Source organism: Streptomyces roseolus, assembly GCF_014649855.1.
GTDB lineage: Bacteria > Actinomycetota > Actinomycetes > Streptomycetales > Streptomycetaceae > Streptomyces > Streptomyces roseolus.
The window spans coordinates 26798-50184 of sequence record NZ_BMTV01000001.1 but is presented as its reverse complement, the minus strand read 5'-3'; the positions used below and the strand labels follow the sequence as shown (position 1 = coordinate 50184).

Below are 23387 nucleotides of genomic sequence, written 5' to 3'. Positions count from 1 at the left end.
TTCCCTACTCTGGGTTACGTGCAGCGCCTCTACGACTTCATCCGCAGCCACCCGACGGGCGTCGACGTCTTCTGGGCCGTCGTCCTCCTCGGGTTCTCCGGGCTGTGGATCGGGTCGATGTACCCGGCCCTCGACCACGCCGTCGGCTACGGGGCGGTCGCCACGCTCTTCTCCCTGGTCGTCGCGCTGCGGCGGCGGATGCCCGAGAAGATGCTGCTGCTGGCCGTCGCCCTCGGCGTCGTCCAGCTGGCCCTCGACGTCCAGGTCTTCATGGCGGACTTCGCCATGCTCGTCATCGTCTTCACCGTCGCCGCGCACGACGGCCCCCGCTGGGCCTCCCGGCTCGCCCTCGCCGGCGGCCTGTGCGCCGCCCCGCTCTCCCAGCTGCGGTGGCCGCTGGAGGAGACGGTCTCGGTGCCCGCCCGGGTCTTCTTCACGGTGATCATGGCCGTGCCGTTCGCCCTCGCCTGGGTCCTCGGCGACTCGCTGCGCACCCGCCGCGCCTACTTCGCCCAGCTGGAGGAGAAGGCCGCCCGGCTGGAACGGGAACGGGAGGCCCAGGCCAAGGTGGCGGTGGCGGCCGAGCGGGCCCGGATCGCCCGCGAGCTCCACGACGTCGTCGCCCACAACGTGTCGGTGATGGTGGTGCAGGCCGACGGCGCCGCCTACGTCATGGACTCCTCCCCGGACACCGCCAAGCAGGCCCTGGAGACCATCTCCACCACCGGCCGGCAGGCGCTCGCCGAGATGCGCCGCCTCCTCGGCATCCTGCGCACCGGCGAGCACCAGGAGGCGGGGGAGTACGTGCCGCAGCCCGACGTGGAGCAGATCGAGGAGCTCGTCGAGCAGGTGCGCGGCGCCGGGCTCGCCGTCGACCTCGCCGTCGAGGGCACCCCGCGCGAGCTGCCCACCGGCGTCGGACTGACCGCCTACCGGATCGTCCAGGAAGCCCTCACCAACACCCGCAAGCACGGCGGCCCCGACGCCGGCGCCAGCGTCCGGCTCGTCTACTTCGACGACGGCCTCGGCCTCCTCGTCGAGGACGACGGCCGGGGCGCGCCCCAGGAGATGTACGAGGACGGCGGCGCCGACGGGCGCGGCCACGGTCTCATCGGCATGCGGGAGCGGGTCGGCATGGTGGGCGGCACCCTGGACGCGGGACCGCGGCCCGGCGGCGGTTTCCGGATCAGCGTCCTGCTGCCGCTCAAGCCCGCACACTGAGAGCCCGAGCCCCGTCCCCAGACCGAAGGAACCCCATGTCCATCCGCGTGATGCTCGTCGACGACCAGGTGCTGCTGCGCACCGGTTTCCGCATGGTGCTCGCCGCCCAGCCGGACATGGAGGTCGTGGCGGAGGCGGGCGACGGCGCGGAGGCCCTGGAGGTGCTGCGGACCACCGAGGTCGACGTCGTCCTCATGGACGTCCGGATGCCGCGCCTCGACGGGGTGGAGGCGACCCGTCGGATCTGCGCGGCGCCCGACGCCCCGAAGGTGCTCATCCTGACCACCTTCGACCTCGACGAGTACGCCTTCTCTGGCCTGAAGGCGGGCGCGAGCGGCTTCATGCTGAAGGACGTGCCGCCGGGCGAGCTGCTGGGCGCGATCCGCTCGGTGCACAGCGGCGACGCCGTCGTCGCCCCCTCGACCACCCGCCGCCTCCTGGACCGCTTCTCCCCGATGCTGCCGTCCTCCGGCCGCGAGCCCGAGCACCGCGAGGTGGAGAAGCTGACCGAGCGCGAGCGCGAGGTCATGCTCCTCGTCGCCCAGGGGCTGTCCAACGGCGAGATCGCCGCCCGGCTCGTCCTGTCGGAGGCGACGGTCAAGACCCACGTGGGCCGCATCCTCACCAAGCTGGGCCTGCGCGACCGCGTGCAGGTCGTCGTCCTCGCGTACGAGACGGGCCTGGTCCGCGCGGGCGGCGCCAAGGGCTGACCGCGGAGCCCCGGCGGGCCGGCGGTTCAGCGCAGCACCGACTCCAGGAAGTCGCTGCCCAGGCGGGCGACGACGGAGAAGTCGAGCTGGTGCAGGACGTAGCGGCCCCGGCGGCGGGTGGTGAGCAGGCCGGCCTTCCGCAGGACGGCCAGGTGGCGGGAGACCTCGGGGGCGGTGATGCCGTGGGTGTCCGCCAGCTCGCTCGTCGAGTACGGGCCGCGCGCCAGGCTCCGGCACATCCGCATCCGCGCCGGGTGGGCGAGCGCTTCGAGACGGAGCCCCACGGTGCCGACGGACTCCAGGCCGCCGACCTCGCGGCTGGCCGCCGGATACATGATCACCGGCTGCCAGCCGGGCGTGTAGAGGGCGATGAGGTGCGGCCGGCCGAAGGCGCTGGGCACCAGCGTCAGGGCCCCGGCCCTGGCCTCCGTCCGGGCCTCCACCAGCTTGTCGACCACGATCCGGCGGCCCTCGTGGTCCTCCTCCAGGCACAGCGCGGGGGAGGCGTCCGCGAGGGCGTCGGCGAGGCCCTTGCGGCGCATCAGCTCCGTCTTGTGGCGGGCGTCGGCGGCGAGCTGGACCCGGACCCGCCGCCAGGTGTCGGCGAAGAAGGCCTCGTCGCAGTCCTCCAGGAGTCGCCGGAGCCACGCGCGCGTGGCGGTGGGCGCGGTGATCATCCGCTCCGCGAACGCGGCCTGGCGCGGGCCGCGCGCGGCGGCCAGGTCCAGGGCGCGCCGGCGGGACCCCTCGTCGACCAGCGGGGACGGGATGCCGCCCCGGGCGTAGCGGGGGCTGCACGAGATCTCCAGGGCGGCGCCGACGAAGGTCTCGTCGTCGATGCGGTCGAGGTCGTCGAGCTCCTCGGCCAGCGTCTCGCGGGGCCGGGCGGGCAGCAGGAAGTCCGAGCGGGTCGACCGCCACATGAAGTCGGCTTCCAGGAGGCGGTCCGCGAGGCCGGGTTCGAGCGCGGCGCTGGTCGCCGTCGCCCACGCGTGGTGGGCGGGATGGTGGCCCGGTTCGGCGAGGACGTGGACGGCGTTGCCGAGCTCGGCCAGCGGCGAGGGGCTGAAGGCGATCCGCTCGGGCGGCACGCCGGTGATGTCGATGGTCACGCTCACGCCCCCATGGTGCGGGACGCCCCCGGGCGGCCGTCGCGCCGATTGACGGGGGCCGTCAATCGGCGCGCGGGCCGGGCGGGGGCGGGCCCAGGGTGAGCCCATGGACGCGCTGCAACAGCACCTCTTCGACAGCTACCGGGCCGCGCGGCGGGGCGAGCCCGCGCCGCCCGCCCCCGGCACCCGCGACCTGGCCGTGCTCCGCGAACTCCGCGACCACCGCCGCTTCGCGCGCGTGCTCGCCGGCCGCCCCGCGACCGGCCCCCTCCACCGGGCCCGCGCCCGCCTCCTGTCCCGCCTGGGCCTCCGCCGCCCGCCGGGCCGCTCCTGACCGGGTCTCGGCCGTACGACCTGGATGGCTCCTGACCGGGTCTCGGCCGTACGACCTGGATGGCTCCTGACCGGGTCTCGGCCGTACGACCCGGGTGGCGACCGGGTCTCGGCCGTTCGGTCCGGGTGGCCCTGACCGGGCCTCGGCCGTACGACCCGGGCGGCCGCCGCCTCAGCCCTCGACGAGCGCCAGGAAGTCCCGTACGGCCTGCCCGACGTCCCCGGCCGTCCACTCCAGGCCCGCCCCGGCCACCGTCACCTCGGTGTACGCGGTCCCCGGCGGGCCGCCCGCGCCCGGGGCGGACCAGCGGCGGAAGAGACACGCCCCGGTCCGCTCGGTCAGGGCCAGCGCCGCCGCCGTCAGGACGTCCGGCTCGTACGGCAGCCACACCTGGAACTGGTGGGTGTGCGGCACCTCCGGATGGATCCGGAACCAGCCGGGACCGTCCTTCCCGGCGAGCGCCTCGCGCAGCGCCTCCGCGACCACGCGCGCGTGCGCCACGTACGAGGGCAGCCGGGGCAGCTCGGCGTCCAGGCCGCGCAGCGCCGTGAGCGCGGCAGGGTACTGCTGGAAGAGCAGGCCCCCGTACCGGTGGAGCCAGACCCTGGCCTCCGCCACCAGCTCCTCGGGCCCGGCCAGCACCGCCCCGGACATCCCGCCGAGGGACTTGTAGAACGACACGTACACGCTGTCCGCGAGCCCGGCGATCTCCGCGAGCGGGCGTCCGAAGTGCGTCGGGCACTCCCACAGCCGGGCGCCGTCGAAGTGGACCACCGCGTCCCGCTCCCTGGCCGCCCCGACGGTCGCGGTCAGCTCCTCCCAGGACGGCAGCACGAAGCCCGCGTCCCGCAGCGGCAGCTCCAGCATCAGCGTCCCGAAGGGCTCCGGGTGGTCCCGTACCTCCTCGGCCGTCGGCAGCCGGGGCGCGTCCGTCGGGTGGACCGTCCGCAGCCCCGACACGGTTGTGAAGGCGTCGTCCTCGTGGACCTCGGGGTGGGCGAGCGGGTGGAGCGCGACGACCGGGCTGCCGGTGCGCCCGGCCCAGCAGCGCAGCGCCACCTGCTGGGCCATGGTGCCGCTGGGGAAGAAGACGGCGGCCTCCATCCCCAGCTCCTCGGCGACCCGGCCCTCCAGGACCTCCACGAGACCGTCGCCGTACGTGTCGGGGAGCGCGTCCGCGAGGCCCGCCGCGTCCGTCCACTCGGCCAGCTCGCGCAGCCGCGCGCCGACCGTGCCGTCCACGGACGGGCGCCACAGCGAGCGCGCTGCCCCGCCCCACACCCGGGCCCGGTAGCGCCGGGCCGCGGCCTCGTCGGGAGCCTCCGCGCCGTGCCCGCCGGCCACCTCCCCGGCCGCCCCGCCGGTCACCTCGCCCCGTACCCCGCCGGTCACCTCTCCGGGCGTCTCCGGTGGCAGCTGATCCCTGTTCATGGAGAGATCATCACACCGCCGCCCGCGCCCCCGCCCGCGGGTTTCGGGCGGCCGGGAGGAGGGACGAAACGCTGGCGTAGCATGACGAGAAATCGTCCGGTACCCGCCGAGGACTGGAACGGAAGGCCCGTAACCACCGTGAACGCACCCGCAGCGCCAGAGCCCAGGGCCGAGGACCGGCCCGCCCGGCTGACCGTCGGAGTCGTCGGCGCCGGCCGCGTCGGCCCCGCGCTCGCCGCCTCCCTCCGGCTCGCCGGACACCGCCCCGTCGCCGTCTCCGCGGTCTCCGACGCCTCCCGGCGCCGGGCCGCCGCGCTGCTGCCGGACGTGCCGGTGGTGGAGCCCGCGCGGGTGCTCGCGCTCGCCGACCTCGTCCTGCTCACCGTCCCGGACGACGCCCTGCCGGGCCTCGTCGAGGGGCTCGCCGGGACCGGCGCCGTCCGGCCCGGCCAGCTGGTCGTGCACACCTCGGGGCGGTACGGCGCCCGGGTCCTGGACCCGGCCCGGCGCGCGGGCGCGCTCCCGCTGGCCCTGCACCCGGCGATGACCTTCACCGGCACCGCCGTGGACGTGCAGCGGCTCGCCGGCTGCTCCTTCGGGGTGACCGCGCCCGAGGAGCTGCGGCTCGCCGCCGAGGCGCTGGTCATCGAGATGGGCGGGGAGCCCGAGTGGATCGCCGAGGAGGCCCGGCCGCTCTACCACGCGGCCCTCGCCCTCGGCGCGAACCACCTCGTCACCCTGGTGGCCCAGTCGATGGAGCTGCTCCGCACGGCCGGCGTCGCCGCCCCCGACCGGATGCTCGGCCCCCTCCTGGGCGCCGCTCTCGACAACGCGCTGCGGTCCGGCGACGCGGCCCTGACCGGCCCCGTCGCGCGCGGCGACGCCGGCACGGTCGCCGCCCACGTCGCCGAGCTCCGCAAGCACGCGCCCGGCACCGTCGCCGGCTACCTGGCGATGGCCCGGACGACCGCCGACCGGGCCCTCGCGCACGGCCTGCTCAAGCCGGAACTGGCCCAGGACCTGCTGGGCGTCCTCGCCGCCGACCCCGCCGCCGGCCCGGCCGGCCCCGCCGACACGACCGGCCCCGCCGACGGGCCGCGAGGAGACGACCGATGACCCTGACCGACCGGAAGAACCCCGGGCGCCACGCGCCGGCGGAGCTGGTCTCCACGGTCGCGGAACTGGCACGCGCGCGTGCGGGCTTCGGCGGCCCGCCCGGACGCAACGCCGTCGTCATGACCATGGGCGCCCTCCACGAGGGGCACGCCACCCTGATCCGGGCCGCCCGCGAGCGGGTCGGCGCGGACGGCTTCGTCGTCGTCACCGTCTTCGTCAACCCGCTCCAGTTCGGCGCCGGCGAGGACCTCGACCGCTATCCGCGCACCCTCGACGCCGACCTGGAGCTGGCCTTCGCCGCCGGCGCGAGCGTCGTTTTCGCGCCCTCGGTCGACGAGGTCTACCCCGGCGGGCAGCCGCAGGTCCGGATCACCGCCGGCCCCATGGGCGACCTCCTGGAGGGCGCCTCCCGGCCCGGGCACTTCGACGGCGTCCTCACCGTCGTCGCCAAGCTCCTCCACCTCACCGGGCCCGACCTGGCCTTCTTCGGCCAGAAGGACGCCCAGCAGCTGGCCGTCATCCGGCGCATGGCGCGGGACCTGAATTTCCCGGTCGAGATCGTCGGCGTCCCCACGGTCCGCGAGGACGACGGGCTCGCCCTGTCGAGCCGCAACCGCTACCTGTCGGCCGCCGAGCGGCACACCGCCCTCGCCCTGTCCCGGGCCCTGTTCGCCGCCCGCGACCGGCTCGCCGCGCAGGAGGCGCTGCACGCGCGCGCCGTCTCCCTGCCCGGCGCCCAGGGGCGGGCGGGGAACCGCGCCGAGGGGCTGTCCCGGCTCGGCGAGGCCCGGGCCGCCGCCGACGCGCACGCGGTCGCGCAGGCCGCCGAGGGCGGCGGCGCCGAGGCCGTCCGGGCCGCGGCCCGCAGCGTCCTCGACGAGGCCGCGAAGGCCGAGCCGCCGCTGGTCCTCGACTACCTGGCGCTGATCGACCCCGCCGACTTCACCGAGGTCGAGGACGGCCACCGGGGCGAGGCGATCCTGGCGCTCGCCGCGCGCGTCGGCACCACCCGGCTGATCGACAACGTCCCGCTGACCTTCGGAGCCTCCCAGGGAGCCGCCTCGTGACCGGAATACGACTGCACGCCCCGGCGCCCGGCTGGGCCATCGACGCGGACGTCGTCGTGGTGGGCTCGGGCGTCGCCGGACTGACGGCCGCCCTGCGCTGCTCCGCCGCCGGGCTGCGTACGGTCGTCGTCACCAAGGCCAACCTGGACGACGGCTCCACCCGCTGGGCCCAGGGCGGCATCGCCGCCGCGCTCGGCGAGGGCGACACCCCGGGGCAGCACCTGGACGACACCCTCGTCGCCGGCGCCGGGCTCTGCGACGAGCCGGCCGTCCGCCTCCTCGTCACCGAGGGCCCCGACGCCGTCCGCCGCCTGATGGCCACCGGCGCCGACTTCGACCGCACCGACGACGGCGAGATCGCCCTCACCCGCGAGGGCGGCCACCACCGCCGCCGGATCGCCCACGCGGGCGGCGACGCCACCGGCGCCGAGATCTCCCGGGCCCTGGTCGAGGCCATCCGCGACCAGGGCGTCCGCACCATCGAGCACGCGCTCGTCCTCGACCTCCTCAAGGACGACGAGGGCCGCACGGCCGGCGTCACCCTGCACGTCATGGGCGAGGGCCAGCACGACGGCGTCGGCGCCGTCCGCGCCCCCGCCGTGGTCCTCGCCACCGGCGGCATGGGGCAGGTCTACTCGGCCACCACCAACCCGTCCGTCTCCACCGGCGACGGCGTCGCCCTCGCGCTGCGGGCCGGCGCCGAGGTCTCCGACCTGGAGTTCGTCCAGTTCCACCCGACCGTGCTCTTCCTCGGCGCGGGCGCCGAGGGCCAGCAGCCGCTGGTCTCCGAGGCGGTACGCGGCGAGGGCGCCCACCTGGTCGACGCCGACGGCGTCCGCTTCATGCTCGGGCAGCACGAGCTCGCCGAGCTCGCGCCCCGGGACATCGTCGCCAAGGCGATCACCCGCCGCATGCAGGAGCAGGGCGCCGAGCACATGTACCTCGACGCCCGGCACTTCGGCGCCGAGATGTGGGAGCAGCGCTTCCCGACGATCCTGGCCGCCTGCCGGGCGCACGGCATCGACCCGGTCACCGACCCGATCCCGGTCGCCCCGGCCGCCCACTACGCCTCCGGCGGCATCCGCACCGACCTGCTCGGCCGCACCACCGTCCCAGGCCTGTACGCGTGCGGCGAGGTCGCCTGCACGGGCGTGCACGGCGCCAACCGGCTCGCCTCGAACTCGCTCCTGGAGGGCCTGGTCTTCGCCGAGCGGATCGCCGAGGACATCGCCGCGCACGGCCCGCACCGCGAGGGCGTGGTCAGGACCGACCCCGGGACGACGGTGCTGACGCTGCTCGCCCCCGAGGTCCGCCGGGAGATCCAGCGGATCATGACCAGGGACGCGGGCGTGCTGCGTTCGGCCGCCTCCCTGACCGACGCCGCCGACGCCCTGGAAGCGCTCCGGCAGGACGCCGAGGAGGAGCGCAAGGCGGCCGAGCCGGGCGTGGACTCCTGGGAGACCACCAACCTGCTGTGCGTCGCCCGGGTCCTGGCCGCGGCCGCCCTGGCCCGCGAGGAGACCCGCGGCTGCCACTGGCGGGAGGACCATCCGGACCGGGACGACGAGAAGTGGCGCCGCCACCTGGTCGTCCGGATCGCCGCCGACCGCCGCCCGGTGGTCCGCGTCACCGAGGGCGCGGACTTCCCGCCCGTGACCCCCGAAGCCCCGTGACCCGGGGCTCCCGCATCCCCGTAACCCCCCGAAGCCCCGTCACCCCCAGGGAGCAGCAGCCGTGAGCACGCCCGAGGAAGCCCGTCCCGAGCCCGTGGACGTCCCTCTCATCCAGATCAACTCGTACGAGGAGTCCGGCGGCTGCGGCGACGGCTGCGGCTGCGGCGACGCGGAGGAGTACGAGTGCGGGCTCGACCCCGCGCTCGCCCAGCTGCTCGCCGACGCCGGCCTCGACCCCGTCCAGGTCGAGGACATCGCCCACCTGGCGATCGCCGAGGACCTCGACGGCGGCGTCGACGTGACGACCGTGGCGACCGTCCCCGAGGACGCCGTCGCGACCGCCGACTTCGTGGCCCGGGAGGCCGGCGTGGTCGCCGGTCTGCGGGTGGCGGAGGCGGTCCTGTCGATCGTCTGCACCGAGGAGTTCGAGGTCGAGCGGCACCGGGAGGACGGCGAGCGCGTCGAGCCCGGCGACCTGCTGCTCAGCGTCACCGCCCGCACCCGTGACCTGCTCACCGGCGAGCGCAGCGCGCTGAACATCCTGTGCCGCCTCTCCGGCATCGCCACCGCCACGCGCGCGTGGGCGGACGTCCTGGAGGGCACGAAGGCCAGGGTGCGCGACACCCGCAAGACGACGCCGGGCCTGCGCGCCCTGGAGAAGTACGCGGTCCGCTGCGGCGGCGGCGTCAACCACCGGATGTCGCTGTCGGACGCGGCGCTGGTGAAGGACAACCACGTGGTGGCGGCCGGCGGTGTCGCCGAGGCCTTCCAGGCCGTCCGCGAGGCCTTCCCCGAGCTGCCGATCGAGGTCGAGGTCGACACGATGCACCAGGTCCGCGAGGTGCTGGACGCGGGCGCCGACCTGATCCTGCTGGACAACTTCACGCCGGACGAGACCGAGGAGGCCGTGGCCCTGGTCGGCGGCCGCGCGGTCCTGGAGTCCTCCGGCCGGCTGACGCTGGAGAACGCGGCGGCGTACGCGGCGACCGGCGTGGACTACCTGGCGGTCGGCGGCCTGACGCACTCCTCCCCGATCCTCGACATCGGCCTCGACCTGCGCGAGGTGCGCGACTGATGCTCCTCACCATCGACGTCGGCAACACGCACACGGTCCTCGGGCTCTTCGACGGCGAGGAGATCGTCGAGCACTGGCGGATCTCCACGGATCCCAGCAGGACCGCCGACGAGATGGCGGTCCTGCTCCAGGGCCTGATGGGCATGCACCCGCTGCTCGGCGCGGAGCTGAGCGACGGGATCGAGGGGATCGCGATCTGCGCCACGGTCCCCTCGGTCCTGCACGAGCTCCGCGAGGTGACCCGCCGCTACTACGGGGACGTGCCGGCGGTCCTCGTGGAGCCCGGCGTGAAGACGGGCGTGCCGATCCTCACCGACAACCCCAAGGAGGTCGGCGCGGACCGCATCATCAACGCGGTCGCGGCGGTCGAGCTCTACGGCGGTCCGGCGATCGTCGTCGACTTCGGCACGGCGACCACGTACGACGCGGTGACCGCGCGCGGGGAGTACGCGGGCGGCGCGATCGCCCCCGGCATCGAGATCTCGGTCGAGGCGCTGGGGGTGAAGGGCGCGATGCTCCGCAAGATCGAGCTGGTCAGGCCGCGCGGGGTGATCGGGAAGAACACGGTCGAGGCGATGCAGTCCGGCATCGTCTTCGGGTACGCGGGCCAGGTCGACGGGGTCGTCGCCCGGATGAAGCGCGAACTCGTCGGCCCGAAGGGCGACCCCTCGACGGTGACGGTGATCGCCACCGGCGGCCTCGCCCCGATGGTCCTCCGCGACTCGGCCGAGATCGACCGCCACGAACCCTGGCTCACCCTGATAGGTCTCCGCCTGGTCTACGAACGCAACGTCTCCCGCATGTGACCCGCCCGGCCCCAGCGCCCACACGGCCCCAGCGCCCGGACGGGCGCGAGGCCCCTCCGGGCGGGCCGCGCGAAGGCGGTGCCCCACGCGGCGGCGCCTGCGGGCGAACCCGCCCTCGGCCGCCCGCCCGTGGCCGCCGCACGGGGAGGCACGCGCGCGTGGGCGGCGGGACGGGCCCCGGTCGCCCCGTCGCGCCCCGGTCGCCCCGTCGCGGCGGGCGGTCGCTGCCGCCGGGGCACGCGCGCGTGGGCGCGGGGACCGTGTGCGCCCGGCCGTCGGGCCTGTCGCGTGCGGACCGTCGCCACCGCGACGGCGCCTTCGCGGGCGGGCGGCGTTTTCGCAGGTGGAAGGGATCTCGTACCGGCGCGTCGGATGATCGCTAAGCGAAATTTGTCCGATTAGCGCGTATCGTCGCCCCATGCCCACGCCTTACGGATCCCGCGGCGGCATGGCGTTCAGCGCGGACGAGCTGCGTGTGCTCCGTCGCGCCCTCGCCAACGCCCTCCACCCCGCCCCCCTCCCGGACGAGGACGTCCGCGACGCCCTCCGTCTGGCCGATTCCCTGGACGAGGCGGTGCGCGAGGCGAGCCGGATGCGCGCCTTCCTCCTCGCCGACCTGGTCCGCTACCGCGAGAGCCTCCCCGGTTCGCTCACCGGCTACCTGGAGCGCCTGGAGGAGGCGCTGGCCGGCGGGTACGACCCCGGGGCCGACGACCTCGCCGCCCTGCGCGCCCTGCGCGCCGACCCGGCCGCCGCCCGGCTGCTCGACCGCTGTCAGCCCCTCGCCGAGCGCTCCGTGCGGTCCCGCCTCGCGCGCGTCTCCCAGGCCACCGGGAGCACCCCGGCCGCCTCCCGCGCCCGGCTGCTCGCCCTGCCCGGCGGCCGGGCCGCCCAGGAGCCCCGCCCCAAGCAGCCGGCCCCCGCCCCCTCCGAGCGCCCGGTCCCCAAGCCCTCCGAGGTCTTCCCGCCACGCCGACGCCCGGTTCCCCCGCCCCCGCCCGAGGAACGGGCCGCGGGCTAGCTACCCTGGACGGCATGGACTACGTCTCCGCGCTCGTGCCGCCCGTCGTGATGGCCGCGTTCTTCATCGCCCTCATCGTCGTGATCGTCAAGTCGCAGGGTGGCCCGAACAAGGCCAAGGAGGACGCCGCGGTCGACGCGGCGATGGCCCGCGCGGAGGCCGCCCGCCAGTCGGACGGGCCCCAGGCGTAGCACCCGCCGGACCCCGAGGGGCGTACGACCGTCACCGGTCGACGCCCCTTTTGTCATGCGACGGGGTGCTATGGCCACGCTTCGTCCACCAATAACCGCTATTCCCGTTACCTCCCACTAGGGTGAGCCTGTGCCGCGCCCCTTGGGAGAACTCGAAGACGCCGTCATGACGCGCATCTGGCAATGGAACCGCCCGGTGACCGTCCGGGAAGTCCTGGAAGACCTCCAGCAGGAACGCTCCATCGCCTACACCACCGTCATGACCGTCTTGGACAATCTCCATCAGAAGGGCTGGGTGCGCCGGGAAGTCGAAGGCCGCGCCTATCGATATACGGCGGTCTCCACCCGCGCCGCCTACTCGGCCGCCCTGATGAACGAGGCCTGGGCGCAGAGCGACAACCCCGCGGCCGCCCTCGTCGCCTTCTTCGGGATGATGTCCCCGGAACAGCGCGTGTCCCTGAACGACGCCATCCGCATGGTGCAGCGCGACAGCCCGCTCCCCGCCCCGCCCGAGGAGGGTGAAGGGGAACCGGAGCCCTCCTAGCGGTACCGTCCCCCCATGTCGAAAGCCGTCACCGTACGCCGTGCCCGCACCTCCGACGTCGCCGCTGTGCGACGCCTGGTCGACCCCTACGCGCGCCGCGGCATCCTCCTCGACAAGGCGACGGTGACGTTTTACGAGGCCATCCAGGAGTTCTGGGTCGCGGAACGCGACGAGGACGCGGAGGTCGTCGGAGTCGGCGCCCTGCACGTCATGTGGGAAGACCTCGCGGAAGTCCGCACGCTCGCCGTCGATCCCGAGTTCAAGGGCGCCGGCGTCGGTCATCAGCTGCTCACCAAGTTGTTGCAGACCGCACGCTGGCTCGGCGTGCGCCGGGTTTTCTGTCTCACCTTCGAAGTCGAGTTCTTCGCGAAGCACGGCTTCGTCGAGATCGGCGAGACCCCGGTCGACGGAGATGTCTACGCCGAGCTCCTCCGTTCCTATGACGAGGGCGTCGCCGAGTTCCTCGGTCTCGAACGAGTGAAGCCGAACACCTTGGGCAACAGCCGGATGCTTCTGCACCTGTGACCTATCCCCGCGACGGAACCCCGCGGAACCCCGCTGGAACCCTATGTCCGAATCGCGCACGTTTCCCGCGTTGCCGGGGATCTGAACCCCTCCCAGGGGTTTGTGTTTTTCCGGGAAAAGCGGTTTCCTTTCCGCGTACTGCATTTTCGATGAAAGGAAATCCGGTGGCACAGAAGGTTCAGGTCCTTCTTGTCGACGACCTCGACGGCGTCGAGGCGGACGAGACCGTGACGTTCGCGCTGGACGGCAAGACCTACGAGATCGACCTCACCACCGCCAACGCGGAGAAGCTCCGTGGCCTGCTCGAGCCGTACACCACGAGCGGGCGCCGCACCGGCGGCCGCACCACCGCGGGCCGCGGCAAGGGCCGCGTGGCCGCCTCCGGCAGCCAGGACACGGCGAAGATCCGCGCCTGGGCCAAGGAGAACGGCATGGAGGTCAACGACCGCGGCCGCGTCCCCGCCCACGTCAAGGCGGCCTACGAGGACGCGAACCGCTGAGGCGCCCCCCGCTGAGCCGCCGGCCCGCCGGCCCGGGCGCTCAGCAGCCGCAGCCGGTGGCACTCCACCGCGGCCGCGGCCACCAGGCGCGTCAGACACGGGGCCTCCGCACGGCCCCACGGCCCGGACCGCGGAGCCGGCAGCGAGGACTCCACCTCGCGCCCCGGCTCGGGGGCCCGCAGCCAGGCGCCGGCGCCCGGCGCGCCGGATCCGCCCCGCCCCGGCGGCGGGGGAGCGGTCATCCGGCCGTCGGCGCCCAGCGCCACCAGGTCCAGTGAGATACCGCCCCACTCCAGCCACTCCAGCAGGCCGGGCAGCTCCTCCGCGCCACCCGCGGCCACCAGGAGCCGCATCCGGCGCCCCAGGAGGGCCACGGGACCGGTCGCCGCGCCCACCCGGCGCAGCACCCCCCGGCCGGCCGCGGCGGGCAGGTCGAGGACGTCGAAACGGAGCCCCGTCACCAGCTGCGTCGGCGGACCCGGCACCGTCGCCCACCCGAGCTCCCGCTCGTACCAGAGCGCGAGTTCCCGGCCGCCGTCGAGCGGCGGACGGGGAGAGGGGACGGCGAGGGCCATGCCCGGGGAACTCCCGGGGGGCCGGGGAGGTTACGGCCCCGGGCGAGACCGGTGACGTAACGTTCCGGTCCGGGTACCCGAGGTGTCCGGTAATGGGGCGTACGCGCGCATTCGGCGACGCAACTCTGTTCGCTGGTAGCGGAGGGAACCCGGGTGCGCCGCATGGAGTGTCGGACCCGACGGGTAAGACATTCCTAGTGGAGAGGGGTGACTCGTACGGCCGGTCCGTCTCGCGTTCGCCATCGGCGTACTCAAGGCGGGGGTAACTACTTGGCCTGCGGGAACATCGTCTCGCACCATCGAGTTGGAGCATTTGTCGGCTGTTCGGCAGCGGGCCACCCCATGGACAAGGGGGTGATCCGGACGGATGTCGGCAGTTGGAATGAGCGGTCCCCGCTTGCGGGACTAAGCTGCGGAAGGACAGGGAGGGGATCGACCCCTAACTGACTGACCGCTCTGAGGAGCGATTAACGATGTTCGAGAGGTTCACCGACCGCGCGCGGCGGGTTGTCGTCCTGGCTCAGGAAGAAGCCCGGATGCTCAACCACAACTACATCGGCACCGAGCACATCCTTCTGGGCCTTATCCACGAGGGTGAGGGTGTCGCCGCTAAGGCCCTGGAGAGCCTCGGGATTTCGCTCGAGGCGGTCCGCCAGCAGGTTGAGGAGATCATCGGGCAGGGGCAGCAGGCCCCGTCCGGGCACATCCCCTTCACCCCGCGTGCCAAGAAGGTCCTGGAGCTCTCGCTCCGTGAGGCCCTCCAGCTCGGCCACAACTACATCGGCACCGAGCACATCCTGCTCGGCCTGATCCGCGAGGGCGAGGGCGTCGCCGCCCAGGTCCTCGTGAAGCTGGGCGCCGATCTCAACCGGGTCCGGCAGCAGGTCATCCAGCTGCTCTCCGGCTACCAGGGCAAGGAGGCCGCCACCGCCGGCGGTCCCGCCGAGGGCACGCCCTCGACGTCCCTGGTCCTCGACCAGTTCGGCCGCAACCTCACGCAGGCCGCCCGCGAGTCCAAGCTCGACCCGGTCATCGGGCGCGAGAAGGAGATCGAGCGGGTCATGCAGGTGCTGTCCCGCCGCACCAAGAACAACCCGGTCCTCATCGGCGAGCCCGGCGTCGGCAAGACCGCCGTCGTCGAGGGCCTGGCGCAGGCCATCGTCAAGGGCGAGGTGCCCGAGACCCTCAAGGACAAGCACCTCTACACCCTGGACCTCGGCGCGCTGGTCGCCGGCTCCCGCTACCGCGGTGACTTCGAGGAGCGCCTGAAGAAGGTCCTCAAGGAGATCCGCACCCGCGGCGACATCATCCTGTTCATCGACGAGCTCCACACCCTCGTGGGTGCGGGCGCCGCCGAGGGCGCGATCGACGCCGCCAGCATCCTCAAGCCGATGCTGGCCCGCGGCGAGCTCCAGACCATCGGTGCCACCACGCTCGACGAGTACCGCAAGTACCTGGAGAAGGACGCCGCCCTCGAGCGCCGCTTCCAGCCCATCCAGGTCGCCGAGCCGTCGCTGCCGCACACCATCGAGATCCTCAAGGGCCTGCGCGACCGGTACGAGGCGCACCACCGCGTCTCCATCACCGACGAGGCCCTCGTCCAGGCCGCGACCCTGGCCGACCGGTACATCTCGGACCGCTTCCTCCCGGACAAGGCGATCGACCTGATCGACGAGGCCGGCTCCCGGATGCGCATCCGCCGGATGACCGCGCCGCCGGACCTCCGCGAGTTCGACGAGAAGATCGCCGGCGTCCGCCGCGACAAGGAGTCCGCGATCGACTCGCAGGACTTCGAGAAGGCCGCGTCCCTGCGCGACAAGGAGAAGCAGCTCCTCGCCGCGAAGGCCAAGCGGGAGAAGGAGTGGAAGGCCGGCGACATGGACGTCGTCGCCGAGGTCGACGGCGAGCTGATCGCCGAGGTCCTCGCGACCGCCACCGGCATCCCGGTCTTCAAGCTGACCGAGGAGGAGTCCTCGCGCCTGCTCCGCATGGAGGACGAGCTCCACAAGCGCGTCATCGGCCAGAAGGACGCCGTCATCGGCCTCTCGCGGGCCATCCGCCGTACCCGTGCCGGCCTGAAGGACCCGAAGCGTCCCGGTGGCTCGTTCATCTTCGCCGGTCCGTCCGGTGTCGGTAAGACCGAGCTCTCGAAGGCCCTCGCCGAATTCCTCTTCGGCGACGAGGACGCGATGATCTCCCTCGACATGTCGGAGTTCAGCGAGAAGCACACGGTGTCGCGTCTCTTCGGTTCGCCGCCCGGATACGTCGGCTACGAAGAGGGCGGCCAGCTCACCGAGAAGGTGCGCCGCAAGCCGTTCTCCGTCGTCCTCTTCGACGAGGTCGAGAAGGCCCACCCCGATATCTTCAATTCCCTGCTCCAGATCCTGGAGGACGGTCGCCTGACCGACTCCCAGGGCCGGGTCGTGGACTTCAAGAACACGGTCATCATCATGACGACCAACCTCGGCACCAGGGACATCTCGAAGGGCTTCAACCTGGGCTTCGCCGCCCAGGGCGACACGAAGTCCAACTACGAGCGGATGAAGGCGAAGGTCAGCGAGGAGCTGAAGCAGCACTTCCGCCCCGAGTTCCTCAACCGTGTGGACGACATCATCGTCTTCCCGCAGCTGACCCAGGACGACATCCTCCAGATCGTCGACCTGATGATCGGCCGTGTGGACGAGCGCCTCAAGGACCGGGACATGGGCATCGAGCTCTCCCAGTCCGCGAAGGAGCTCCTCGCGAAGAAGGGCTACGACCCGGTCATGGGCGCCCGGCCGCTGCGCCGGACGATCCAGCGCGAGGTCGAGGACTCGCTCTCCGAGAAGATCCTCTTCGGCGAGCTGCGCCCCGGCCACATCGTGGTCGTGGACACCGAGGGCGAAGGCGACGAGCAGAAGTTCACCTTCCGCGGCGAGGAGAAGGCGGCCCTCCCCGACGCCCCGCCGGTCGTGGCGGGCGAGAGCGGCCCGAACCTCTCGAAGGACGCGTGACGCACGCGCTGAGCGTGTAGCGGTCTGAAGGGGCGGCCCCGGAACCAGCTGGTTCCGGGGCCGCCCCTTCGTCATACGACCTGGATGTACGGCGGCAGGTTGTCGACTCCTACGAGGAGCAGGTGGCGGGGGCCCACGACCCGCCGCAGACGGGGGAAGACGCGGGCCAGGGGAACCCCGGGCGGAACCTCCTGGAGGTGGAGGCTCGTCACCGACGGCAGGACGACGTCCTCCGGGCACAGGGTGACGACGTGGGGGTCGAGCACCAGGGAATCCAGGCGGCTCAGGAGGGGGAGGGCCCGCCAGTACTCCTCGTGGCGGTGGCGCGTCCCCCACAGGGAGAGGTGACGCAGGTCCGGGAAGCGGGCGAGACCGGCGAGGCCGTCCTCGGGGGCGTGGCTGGCGTACAGCTCGCGCAGGGGCGCCGACGGCAGGTCGGCCAGCTTCCACGGCGTCGCCGTCATCCACAGGAGCGAGAGCTCTTCGAGGTTCTCCTGCCGGCTCAGGGCGGCCGGGAAGGCCTGCCCGGCGCCCCGGGTGACGACCAGCGTCGTGAGGTCGCAGCGCCCCAGCAGTGCCGCCACCCGGTCGTCGCCCACGCCTTCGCCGATCTCCAGGCGGGCCGGGGCGAGGCCGAGCCGGAGGAGTTCGTCCGCCTGCGCGTCGTCGCTGACGATGTGGCGCAGCTCCGTCGGGTCCAGCCGGGCGACGACCGCCTCCGCGTAGGGCCGGGTCTCGAAGCGCTGCCACGCCCAGACGAGCTGGGCCCGTACGTCCAGCCTCGGATGGGCGGCGAAGCGCGCCAGGTAGGGGATCGCCGCGTCGACCGTGATGTGGCTCGCCGCGATCACCACCATCTCCGCCGCCCGGCCGTCCAGCCCGGCCGGGTCCGGCAGCAGGTCCAGGACCATGCGCCCCGCCCGGGCCAGCTCGCGCGCCTCGTCCGGGTCCCGGGGCGGGATGATCTCCCCCGTACGCCGTGTGATCTCCTCCCGTACGTCCTGGGAGACCTCCGTCGCGTGCCCGAGGGCCGTCGCGGCCAGCAGCGTCAGGCGCAGCCGGGTGCGGCGGTCCTCGGACGCGTCCGCCGCGCTCAGCAGCTCGCGCAGGATCTCCGCCGCCTCGCGGGGGCGGGCGTGGCCGACGGCCATGCGGATGACGTCCTCCCAGCGGTCGTCCGTCGCGTGGCGGACGAGGACGCCGATGTCCCAGTGGTCGACCAGGGCCTTGGCCGCCAGGTAGTCCTGGAAGGTGCGGTGGACGAAGTCGACCGTGTCGGCGGTGGGCTCGCGGAGCAGGCCGCTGCGGTGCAGGAGGTGGGTGAAGACCTGGTCCGGGGTGTGGTCCGTGAGGCCCATCGCCGGGAGGGCCTCCGTGACCAGGGACCGCGCGTGGGCGCGGTCCATGACGAGGCGGTCGTTGAGGGTCAGCCAGTACGCCAGGCGCTGGACCAGCTGGACCTGGGGGGCCTCGTCCAGGTCGACGCCGTAGGGAGCGCCCATGCCGCGTTCGCGGTCGCGGCGGGCGAGGAGGAGGGAGAGGGCCGCGTCGTAGAGGGGCTTGCGGCCCCGGGGGAGGTAGCCGCGGCGTTCGTGGTGGAGGGCGCAGATCAGACCGCACATCAGGGGGCTCGTCGCCAGCTGGGCCACGTGTTCCGTCGTGCGGAGGGAGTCGAGGAGCTGCTGTTCGTACGGCGCGGCGGCCGGGCCGGCCGCGCGGTGCCAGCGGCGGACGAAGGTGGCGACCTCGGCGGGGGACATGGGGGAGAGGGTCAGCTCGGTGAAGCCGTCACGGGCCAGCCAGTCGTCGCGTACGGCGGTGGGGCGGGAGGTGACGAGCCAGCGGTTGCCGGTGCCGTACGCGGCGAGGAGCCCGCGCAGCCAGTCCCGGGCCCGGCCGCGTTCCGCCTCGGGGATCTCGTCGATGCCGTCGACGAGGACGAGGCCCCGGCCGGCGGCGAGGACCCGGTCGGCCCACCCGTCGGGCGGGGTGAGCGGGCAGTCGGCGGCGGAGAGGAACCGCTCCGCGTCGGGGAGCCGCTCGCCGTGGCGGGTGAGGGTGCGCAGCGGGAGGACGAAGGGGACGCGGCCGTGGAGGTAGTCCATGCCGTCGGCCGGGGGCGCGGCGCACGCCGAGACCGTCAGCCACTGGACGAGGGTCGTCTTGCCGGAGCCGGCGAGGCCCCTCAGCAGCACCCGGTCGTGGGCGGCGAGGGCGAGGTCGGCGCGGAGGGACGCGTACTCCTGGCGGTGATGGGCGGCGGGTTCGGGTTCGGGGCCCGGGGGCGTGCCGGCCGCCTCCAGGGACAGGTAGGCCACGTCGAGCGGCCACTCCTCCGCCGCGTCGCGCAGGTCGATGCCGTAGATCGTCAGGTGGCCGTGCTTCCGCGCCAGGTGGGCGAGGTAGCGGCGTTCGAAGGCGGCGTCCTCGGTGAGGGGGCCGGGGTTCGCGGCGGCCACCGCGTCGAGCTTCGCGGTCAGCGCGGCCTGGCCCCGGGTCTGCTCGACGAGGGTGCGGGCGAGGAAGGAGGGGCGGCTGGTGAAGAACTCCAGGATGTGGCGGCAGGCCCGGTCGGTGGCGGCCTCCAGGTAGTGGACGGAGTCCGCGGAGAGGCCGTCGGGGGCGGGCGCGGCGGCGCGCAGGCGCCGGGCGAGGGCCTCGTGGCCGAGGTGGACGGCCTGGACGTCGTCCATGTCGAGGTCGCCGAGGGCCAGCAGGTTCGCGGCGAGCGCGTCGGTGACGGCCTCGGTCTCGTCGGCGGGGAAGGGCGGCTCGCCGGGGCCCTCGCAGGTGCGGGCCACCAGGGTCGCGGCCAGTTTCCGGACGTCCTTCTCGGTGAGGGTGCGCTTCTCGCCGCGGAAGGAGAGGAGGGAGGCGAGCCGTACGGGGCGGTCCGTGCCGGTGAGTCCGGCCCCCGGCGCGTCGCCGGCCAGCAGTTTCTTCAGCAGGGGCCCGATCGCGGCCGATGCGAGTCGGGTGCCGATGAGTGCCGGTTCCATGTGTGTCCCCCCGTACGTCCCCGGATGCCGTCAGCGTAGTGCGGGACGGCCTCCGGGAGGCTCCGGTTGCGTGACCCAGGTCGCAAGGGCAGGGGCCGGCCGGTGACAAGGCGCACAGGGGTTTTGAAGGGTACTAGACGGGATCGTAGTGCTGATACCGGGCTAATCGGGACGTTCAGCCGTCAACCATCAGGACTTGGGTCCCGAGTCGCCCGAATCGGGCGCAGGGCCGTCTTTCGGGCCTTTCCTGGCCTCGGTGACACGCCCTTAAACCTGAAATCTTGGGTTGTTATGTCCGATTTGAGGGGTGGGGGGTGGAGGCGTCAAGAGCCGTATTCCTGGGGAGATCGCTACGACCTTGTGTCGTAGATGGGGTGTTTTGGGATGACCTGGGTGGCGGGTTACCAAGGAACGGCCAGCCCGGCGCAACGCACCGATCGCGTCGGGTCCCGTTCTGTCCGGAGGTCTTCCCCCGTATGTCGAAGCGCGTCATGAACCCCGTCGTCCGTACCACCGCCGTCGCCCTCGCCGCCGCGGGTATGGGAGCGTCGCTGGTGGCCGGAGCCGGGTCCGCCTTCGCCGCCGAGAGCAAGGTCGCCCCGGTCGCCGGTACCGCGGCCGCCGCCGTCGCGGCGCAGGCCGAGACCCAGGCCAAGGCCGCCGCCCAGGTGAAGGCCGTCAAGGCGCAGGCCGCCAAGGCCGCCCAGGTGAAGGCCGCGGCCAAGAAGGCCGCCGCCAAGCCCGTCGCCGCGAAGAAGGCCAAGGGCTGGGTCAAGCCGGTCACCTCGTACGCCCTGAGCGCCAGCTTCAACCAGGGCGGCGCCATGTGGGCCCACAAGCACTCCGGCCAGGACTTCGCCGTCCCGACCGGCACCCCGGTCAAGGCCGCCGGCTCCGGCACCGTCGTGAAGGCCGGCCCGAACGGCGGCGGCGACGGCCCCGCGTACGGCAACGCCATCGTGGTGAAGCACGCCAACGGCACGTACTCGCAGTACGCCCACCTGTCGAAGATCAAGGTCCACATCGGCCAGAAGGTCGCCGCCGGCCAGCGGATCGCCCTCTCGGGCAACACCGGCAACTCCTCCGGCCCCCACCTGCACTTCGAGATCCGTACGACCCCGAACTACGGCTCCGCCATCAACCCGGCCGCGTTCCTGCGGTCCCACGGCGTCACCATCTGACGCTGACGCGTGTCAGGCCCGGTGGGCCTGCTCGATCAGATCGAGGGCGACCTCGAGGACGGCTTCCTGCTTCTCCTCGGGGTCGTCCTCGTCGTTCTGCAGGAAGAACGTGCCCGCGTGCAGGGTGAAGACCGAGCTCATGGCGCGGACCCGGGCCTTCGTCGGCGCCTCGGGGTCCTGGAGGTACTCGTAGAGCGCGAGCAGCCGCTCCTTGAAGGTGAGGCCGATGCTGAGCTCGCGCACGGTCGCCTGGTTCTCGTGCATGAAGCGGAACAGCGGGGCCGCGGCGAGCAGGCAGAGCTGGTAGCGGCGCAGGATCTCCCGCTTGGTCTCCAGGGTGCGCGGCTGCTCGGCGGCCCAGGCGAGCAGCTCGTCCATCGGGCGCGTCAGGTCCTGGAAGATCCCGATGATGATGTCTTCCTTGGTCTTGAAGTGGTAGTACAGCGCGGCCTTGGTGACGTCGAGGCGTTCCGCGATCTCCCGGAGCGAGGTCTTCTCGTAGCCCTGCTCGGCGAAGAGTTCGAGAGCCACGTCCTGGATGCGCTGGCGGGTGTTGCCTCGGGCCATGGCTGTTCACTCCCACTTTCCACAAAACTTACTTGACGACCGGCAAGTGACACGCCTACCGTCCCCCAGTGTAGTAACTAGCCGGGCGGCAAGTAAGGGGACGGCCATGACGGGCACCGCACCATCGAAACAGACCGCGGGGGAGCCGGAGACCCAGCGCAGCGTGCGCGTGGTCCTCCTCGCCCTCATGATCGCGATGCTCCTCGCGATGCTGGACAACATGATCATCGGCACCGCGATGCCGACGATCGTCGGCGAGCTCGGCGGCCTGGAGCACCTGTCCTGGGTCGTCACCGCCTACACCCTGGCCACCGCCGCCTCCACCCCCATCTGGGGCAAGCTCGGCGACATGTACGGCCGCAAGGGCGTCTTCCTCACCTCGATCGTCATCTTCCTGATCGGCTCGGCGCTCAGCGGCATGGCCCAGGACATGGGCCAGCTCATCGGCTTCCGCACCGTCCAGGGCCTCGGCGCCGGCGGTCTCATGGTCGGCGTCATGGCGATCATCGGCGACCTGATCCCGCCCCGGGAGCGGGGCAAGTACCAGGGCATGATGGCCGGCGTGATGGCCCTCGCCATGATCGGCGGCCCGCTGGTCGGCGGCACCATCACCGACCACTGGGGCTGGCGCTGGTCCTTCTACATCAACCTGCCGCTCGGCGCCGTCGCCCTCGCCATGGTCACCGCCGTCCTCCACCTGCCGAAGAAGCGGCGGGCGGCCGGCACCCGGATCGACTTCCTCGGCGCCGCGCTGCTGACCGTCGGCATCACCGCGATCGTCCTCGTCACCACCTGGGGCGGCACCGAGTACGCCTGGGGCTCGGCCACCGTCGTCGGCCTCGCGGTCGGCGGCGCGCTCGCCCTCGCCGCCTTCCTGTACGTGGAGACCCGCGCGAGCGACCCGATCATGCCGCTGCACATCTTCCGCGGCCGCAACTTCACGCTGATGTCCCTGATCGGCTTCGTCACCGGCTTCGTCATGTTCGGCGCGGTCCTCTACCTGCCGATCTTCCAGCAGTCCGTGCAGGGTGCCTCGGCCACCAACTCCGGCCTGCTGCTCCTGCCGATGCTGCTGTCGATGATGGTCGTCTCGCTGGTCGTCGGCCGCGTCACCACCAGCACCGGCAAGTACAAGGCCTTCCCCATCGCGGGCGGCGCCCTGATGATCGCCGGCCTCTTCCTGCTCTCCACGATGGACACCGGCACGGGCCGCCTGCTCTCCGGCGTCTACATGGCCCTGCTCGGCGCCGGCATGGGCTTCCTCATGCAGATCACCATGCTCGTCGCGCAGAACAGCGTCGAGATGAAGGACATGGGCGTGGCCTCCAGCTCCACCACCCTCTTCCGGACCCTCGGCTCCTCCTTCGGCGTCGCCGTCATGGGCGCCCTCTTCACCAGCCGGGTCCAGGACGAGATGGCCTCCCGCGGCGGCTCCGGCCTCACCGAGCGGACCGCCCAGCTCGACGCCGCGAGCCTGGCCGAGCTGCCGGAGGCGCTGCGCGAGGCCTACCAGCACGCCGTCGCCGCCGGCACCCACTCCGCCTTCCTCGTCGGCTCGGCGGTCGCGGTCGTCGGCTTCGTCCTCGCCTTCTTCGTCAAGGAGGTGGCGCTGCGCGGCGCCGGCCCCGCGACGGCGGAGAAGCCGGCGGACGAGGGCACGGCCAAGGTCGCCGAGACGGTCTGACCGCCGTCGCACGCGCGCGTGGGGCCGGGTTCCGACGGGAACCCGGCCCCACGCGCGCGTAC

21 protein-coding genes are annotated in these 23387 nt (G+C 73.2%); 16 read left to right on the top strand and 5 right to left on the bottom strand.

The annotated features are described in order from the left end of the window. Positions 1 to 18 precede the first annotated feature (18 nt). Together IE245_RS00230 and IE245_RS00225 are read left to right on the top strand one after the other, a co-directional pair. Positions 19 to 1221: a sensor histidine kinase gene (locus tag IE245_RS00230; protein WP_189944506.1), complete on the top strand. Its 1203-nt coding sequence runs from the start codon at positions 19 to 21 to the stop codon at positions 1219 to 1221. 35 nt (positions 1222 to 1256) lie between these two features. Beyond that, on the top strand, positions 1257 to 1931 hold the full coding sequence (locus tag IE245_RS00225) for a response regulator (RefSeq protein ID WP_189944505.1): 675 nt from the start codon (positions 1257 to 1259) through the stop codon (positions 1929 to 1931). Positions 1932 to 1957: 26 nt separating this feature from the next. Here IE245_RS00225 and IE245_RS00220 read toward each other — a convergent pair whose 3' ends face one another. Beyond that, positions 1958 to 3049, bottom strand: a complete 1092-nt coding sequence (locus tag IE245_RS00220; RefSeq protein ID WP_189944504.1) for a DUF5937 family protein — start codon at positions 3047 to 3049, stop codon at positions 1958 to 1960. A 100-nt stretch (positions 3050 to 3149) separates the two neighbouring features. Here IE245_RS00220 and IE245_RS00215 point away from each other — a divergent pair, with 100 nt between their 5' ends. Continuing rightward, positions 3150 to 3377: a hypothetical protein gene (locus tag IE245_RS00215; RefSeq protein ID WP_189944503.1), complete on the top strand. Its 228-nt coding sequence runs from the start codon at positions 3150 to 3152 to the stop codon at positions 3375 to 3377. 171 nt (positions 3378 to 3548) lie between these two features. Here the strand turns inward: IE245_RS00215 and IE245_RS00210 are convergent, their stop codons facing one another. Continuing rightward, positions 3549 to 4808: a threonine aldolase family protein gene (locus IE245_RS00210; protein WP_189944502.1), complete on the bottom strand. Its 1260-nt coding sequence runs from the start codon at positions 4806 to 4808 to the stop codon at positions 3549 to 3551. A 138-nt stretch (positions 4809 to 4946) separates the two neighbouring features. Between IE245_RS00210 and IE245_RS00205 the strand changes: the two genes are divergently transcribed. The 10 genes from IE245_RS00205 to IE245_RS00160 all read left to right on the top strand — a co-directional run bounded on the left by IE245_RS00205 (position 4947) and on the right by IE245_RS00160 (position 13326). Continuing rightward, entirely contained in the window at positions 4947 to 5924 is a 978-nt protein-coding gene (locus IE245_RS00205) for a Rossmann-like and DUF2520 domain-containing protein (RefSeq protein WP_189944501.1), read from the top strand. After that, positions 5921 to 6991, top strand: coding sequence for a pantoate--beta-alanine ligase (gene panC / locus IE245_RS00200; RefSeq protein ID WP_189944500.1), 1071 nt, complete (start codon positions 5921 to 5923; stop codon positions 6989 to 6991). The genes IE245_RS00205 and panC overlap by 4 nt, the downstream gene beginning before the upstream one ends. After that, complete coding sequence (locus IE245_RS00195; protein WP_189944499.1) at positions 6988 to 8664, top strand: L-aspartate oxidase; 1677 nt, start codon at positions 6988 to 6990, stop codon at positions 8662 to 8664. The genes panC and IE245_RS00195 overlap by 4 nt, the downstream gene beginning before the upstream one ends. A gap of 61 nt (positions 8665 to 8725) precedes the next feature. Further along, positions 8726 to 9739: a carboxylating nicotinate-nucleotide diphosphorylase gene (gene nadC / locus IE245_RS00190; RefSeq protein WP_189944498.1), complete on the top strand. Its 1014-nt coding sequence runs from the start codon at positions 8726 to 8728 to the stop codon at positions 9737 to 9739. Next, positions 9739 to 10545: a type III pantothenate kinase gene (locus IE245_RS00185; protein WP_169093168.1), complete on the top strand. Its 807-nt coding sequence runs from the start codon at positions 9739 to 9741 to the stop codon at positions 10543 to 10545. The genes nadC and IE245_RS00185 overlap by 1 nt, the downstream gene beginning before the upstream one ends. Before the next feature lie 448 nt (positions 10546 to 10993). Beyond that, positions 10994 to 11566 carry a hypothetical protein gene (locus IE245_RS00180; RefSeq protein WP_189944805.1) on the top strand — a complete coding sequence of 191 codons (573 nt, stop codon included), beginning with the start codon at positions 10994 to 10996 and terminating at the stop codon, positions 11564 to 11566. Between the two features lie 14 nt (positions 11567 to 11580). Beyond that, entirely contained in the window at positions 11581 to 11757 is a 177-nt protein-coding gene (locus tag IE245_RS00175; RefSeq protein WP_189944497.1) for a hypothetical protein, read from the top strand. A gap of 130 nt (positions 11758 to 11887) precedes the next feature. After that, positions 11888 to 12301, top strand: a complete 414-nt coding sequence (locus tag IE245_RS00170; protein WP_189944496.1) for a BlaI/MecI/CopY family transcriptional regulator — start codon at positions 11888 to 11890, stop codon at positions 12299 to 12301. Between the two features lie 15 nt (positions 12302 to 12316). Then, on the top strand, positions 12317 to 12826 hold the full coding sequence (locus IE245_RS00165) for an amino-acid N-acetyltransferase (protein WP_150229043.1): 510 nt from the start codon (positions 12317 to 12319) through the stop codon (positions 12824 to 12826). Between the two features lie 164 nt (positions 12827 to 12990). Further along, positions 12991 to 13326: a histone-like nucleoid-structuring protein Lsr2 gene (locus IE245_RS00160; RefSeq protein WP_189944495.1), complete on the top strand. Its 336-nt coding sequence runs from the start codon at positions 12991 to 12993 to the stop codon at positions 13324 to 13326. Here the strand turns inward: IE245_RS00160 and IE245_RS00155 are convergent. Then, a complete protein-coding gene (locus tag IE245_RS00155; protein ID WP_189944494.1) occupies positions 13305 to 13901 on the bottom strand; it encodes an SCO3374 family protein in 597 nt (198 codons plus the stop codon). The genes IE245_RS00160 and IE245_RS00155 overlap by 22 nt on opposite strands. Positions 13902 to 14374: 473 nt before the next feature. Between IE245_RS00155 and IE245_RS00150 the strand changes: the two genes are divergently transcribed. Beyond that, positions 14375 to 16894 (top strand): ATP-dependent Clp protease ATP-binding subunit, encoded by a 2520-nt coding sequence (locus tag IE245_RS00150; RefSeq protein WP_189944493.1) that lies wholly within the window; start codon positions 14375 to 14377, stop codon positions 16892 to 16894. A 71-nt stretch (positions 16895 to 16965) separates the two neighbouring features. Here the strand turns inward: IE245_RS00150 and IE245_RS00145 are convergent, their stop codons facing one another. Then, the gene (locus IE245_RS00145) at positions 16966 to 19893 is read right to left on the bottom strand and encodes an NACHT domain-containing protein (protein ID WP_189944492.1); all 2928 of its coding nucleotides are present in this window, start codon (positions 19891 to 19893) and stop codon (positions 16966 to 16968) included. A gap of 476 nt (positions 19894 to 20369) precedes the next feature. Here IE245_RS00145 and IE245_RS00140 point away from each other — a divergent pair, with 476 nt between their 5' ends. Then, a complete protein-coding gene (locus tag IE245_RS00140; protein WP_189944491.1) occupies positions 20370 to 21074 on the top strand; it encodes a M23 family metallopeptidase in 705 nt (234 codons plus the stop codon). 12 nt (positions 21075 to 21086) lie between these two features. Here IE245_RS00140 and IE245_RS00135 read toward each other — a convergent pair whose 3' ends face one another. Beyond that, complete coding sequence (locus IE245_RS00135) at positions 21087 to 21641, bottom strand: TetR/AcrR family transcriptional regulator (RefSeq protein WP_189944490.1); 555 nt, start codon at positions 21639 to 21641, stop codon at positions 21087 to 21089. Between the two features lie 106 nt (positions 21642 to 21747). Here IE245_RS00135 and IE245_RS00130 point away from each other — a divergent pair, with 106 nt between their 5' ends. Next, positions 21748 to 23325 carry an MDR family MFS transporter gene (locus IE245_RS00130; protein ID WP_189944489.1) on the top strand — a complete coding sequence of 526 codons (1578 nt, stop codon included), beginning with the start codon at positions 21748 to 21750 and terminating at the stop codon, positions 23323 to 23325. The last annotated feature ends 62 nt before the right edge of the window (positions 23326 to 23387 follow it).

Coding starts and splice junctions, on each gene's coding strand:
- IE245_RS00175 (WP_189944497.1), top strand. CDS start 11,581: ATGGACTACGTCTCCGCGCTCGTGCCGCCCGTCGTGATGGCCGCGTTC.
- IE245_RS00155 (WP_189944494.1), bottom strand. CDS start 13,901: ATGGCCCTCGCCGTCCCCTCTCCCCGTCCGCCGCTCGACGGCGGCCGG.
- IE245_RS00215 (WP_189944503.1), top strand. CDS start 3,150: ATGGACGCGCTGCAACAGCACCTCTTCGACAGCTACCGGGCCGCGCGG.
- IE245_RS00150 (WP_189944493.1), top strand. CDS start 14,375: ATGTTCGAGAGGTTCACCGACCGCGCGCGGCGGGTTGTCGTCCTGGCT.
- IE245_RS00130 (WP_189944489.1), top strand. CDS start 21,748: ATGACGGGCACCGCACCATCGAAACAGACCGCGGGGGAGCCGGAGACC.
- IE245_RS00140 (WP_189944491.1), top strand. CDS start 20,370: ATGTCGAAGCGCGTCATGAACCCCGTCGTCCGTACCACCGCCGTCGCC.
- IE245_RS00145 (WP_189944492.1), bottom strand. CDS start 19,893: ATGGAACCGGCACTCATCGGCACCCGACTCGCATCGGCCGCGATCGGG.
- IE245_RS00135 (WP_189944490.1), bottom strand. CDS start 21,641: ATGGCCCGAGGCAACACCCGCCAGCGCATCCAGGACGTGGCTCTCGAA.
- panC (WP_189944500.1), top strand. CDS start 5,921: ATGACCCTGACCGACCGGAAGAACCCCGGGCGCCACGCGCCGGCGGAG.
- IE245_RS00210 (WP_189944502.1), bottom strand. CDS start 4,808: ATGAACAGGGATCAGCTGCCACCGGAGACGCCCGGAGAGGTGACCGGC.
- IE245_RS00165 (WP_150229043.1), top strand. CDS start 12,317: ATGTCGAAAGCCGTCACCGTACGCCGTGCCCGCACCTCCGACGTCGCC.
- IE245_RS00180 (WP_189944805.1), top strand. CDS start 10,994: ATGGCGTTCAGCGCGGACGAGCTGCGTGTGCTCCGTCGCGCCCTCGCC.
- IE245_RS00185 (WP_169093168.1), top strand. CDS start 9,739: ATGCTCCTCACCATCGACGTCGGCAACACGCACACGGTCCTCGGGCTC.
- IE245_RS00225 (WP_189944505.1), top strand. CDS start 1,257: ATGTCCATCCGCGTGATGCTCGTCGACGACCAGGTGCTGCTGCGCACC.